Genomic DNA, 1,871 nt, shown 5'->3' with positions numbered 1-1,871 from the left:
ACAGTCGTAGCATCAGTTTAACATACTAAAGCCTTATGAAAAATCGAAAAATCACTAGGCTTTATTCGGCATGGTCCAATTTATCAAAATAATATCAGAGAGTTAAGAAAGTTATTATAGATACTTGACTAATCGTAAGAAAAGAGCTGCATATGCAACTCAATGATCTTCAAGAAAAGCACCCCGTTAGTTTAATAAAAATAGATGCCGAATTGACTAATTTATTATTTGACCGTTGACATCAAATATTTTAATTTCATAAGAGTCATTGGAATTTAGTTCTTTAGAGTGTAAGATTTTACCTACAGTCTCTTCGATTTTCAATGATAACTTATGCGCATCTTTATCAGAACTTTTTATTGATGTATGAATGATAATGGATTTTTGGTCGTTAGTGCTGATATTTTTAACTACCTCATATTCTTTAAAAACTCCCATTAAAAGCCTTGCTAAATGATGATTTTCTTTGTTGGCTTTATTAAATTCTTCGGATAAATCCCATCTCTCAAACACAACTTTATGGTCTTTTAAAGGAGAGGATTTGATTACACTTTTTGCAATGGATTCCATATCCTTTTTTACGGAATTATAATATTCTTCATCCCCTACAACCCTTATCATCAATTCTTTTTTTGAAGTTGTTCTCACATCAACCCCCACATATTTATCGTGAATTTTTTCTGTTACCCTGTTCAATATAGATATCTCTTGTTCTTCTTCTTTAGTAATTAAAGGTTTTAGTTTCTCTTTATTTGCATCAGCAGTATCAGCTACTGAGAATTTAATTAACAGGAAAAGTAATGCTATTCCCACTATAAGTATTCCAGCAATAATCAGTATCTTTTTCAACATACAATACCTCCCGTTATGAGGGTATGTCCTGTATCTCTAAAAAATGTCATTAAACACAATGTCCTCTTCTTGAAGTAACTTGTTTCGTTAGTTCAATAAAGAAAAAAGAGCTGCATATGCAACTCAATGATCTTCAAGAAAAGCACTTCGTTAGCTTAAGAAGAATTTTTTCCTTCTTTCTTCTGTTTCCTCCTGTAAAAAAAACGCCATATATAAAAGATAGTCCAAAACACAAATAAAGGAATAAACTGATAGTTTTGTTCACCATAATATATAATGATGATTCCTATAATAAGAGTTGGTACAGCCAAATAAAACCACACTCTTACTTCCTTGTTTTTAAAACTTAATTCAAATCGTTCACTCATATACTCCACCCCGTTTATAACTTTCTTTTACTAACCTTCGCTTTACTACGTTTGAAACAAATCGAGGTTCCGGTTTTTGTATTTTTTCCATTTTTATTAAACGAAATCCATTTTCTTGTTCTACTAAACTGCCCCGTTAGTTCAATAAGCAAAAAGAGCTGCCAATGCAACTCAATGATCTTCAAGTAAAGCACGAGTTAGTTGAATATGATTACTGAAATAAACCGAATATCCAAACTATCAAATACATTGGAACTGCAACAATTATCGCCCCTGCAAGTAAATAGCTAATCGACCTTATAATAAATTTAAAAATATCATATATAGCACCTGCTAAGTCATCAACAAATCTCAACACTAAAAATCCCCTCCTGCAACATATAGCTTGGTGATTTAATTTTAACAGTATTTCCCTCTAAGGAAACAATATATTGTCCATTCAGTGATGTTCTTCTTTAACTCTTCTGCTCCGTTAGTTCAATAAAAAAAGAGCCGCCTAAGCATAAAGTGTACCCTTTGTAAAGGACATTTTGAAAAAAAGCTAGGCGACTTTTTGAAGCTGCTGTCTGTATTTTGCAGGCGGCAGCTTTTTCAAGTTCCATTGCCCTCGATAATGGTTGTAATACATCATATAACTTTTCACTTCTCGTT

2 protein-coding genes are annotated in these 1,871 nt (G+C 32.1%); both read right to left on the bottom strand.

Going from position 1 to position 1,871, the window contains the following annotated elements; genetic code table 11:
• Positions 1-216 precede the first annotated feature (216 nt).
• Positions 217-849, bottom strand: coding sequence for a hypothetical protein (locus tag AC1DCY_RS27060; protein ID WP_477355750.1), 633 nt, complete (start codon positions 847-849; stop codon positions 217-219).
• A 158-nt stretch (positions 850-1,007) separates the two neighbouring features.
• The gene (locus tag AC1DCY_RS27055) at positions 1,008-1,220 is read right to left on the bottom strand and encodes a hypothetical protein (RefSeq protein ID WP_477355747.1); all 213 of its coding nucleotides are present in this window, start codon (positions 1,218-1,220) and stop codon (positions 1,008-1,010) included.
• Positions 1,221-1,871 lie beyond the last annotated feature (651 nt).

The organism is Lysinibacillus sp. 10T31 (assembly GCF_056394365.1).
Note: the sequence above shows the minus strand (reverse complement) of the source record. Positions and strands in the feature narration are given on the sequence as shown.

Coding starts and splice junctions, on each gene's coding strand:
- AC1DCY_RS27055 (WP_477355747.1), bottom strand. CDS start 1,220: ATGAGTGAACGATTTGAATTAAGTTTTAAAAACAAGGAAGTAAGAGTG.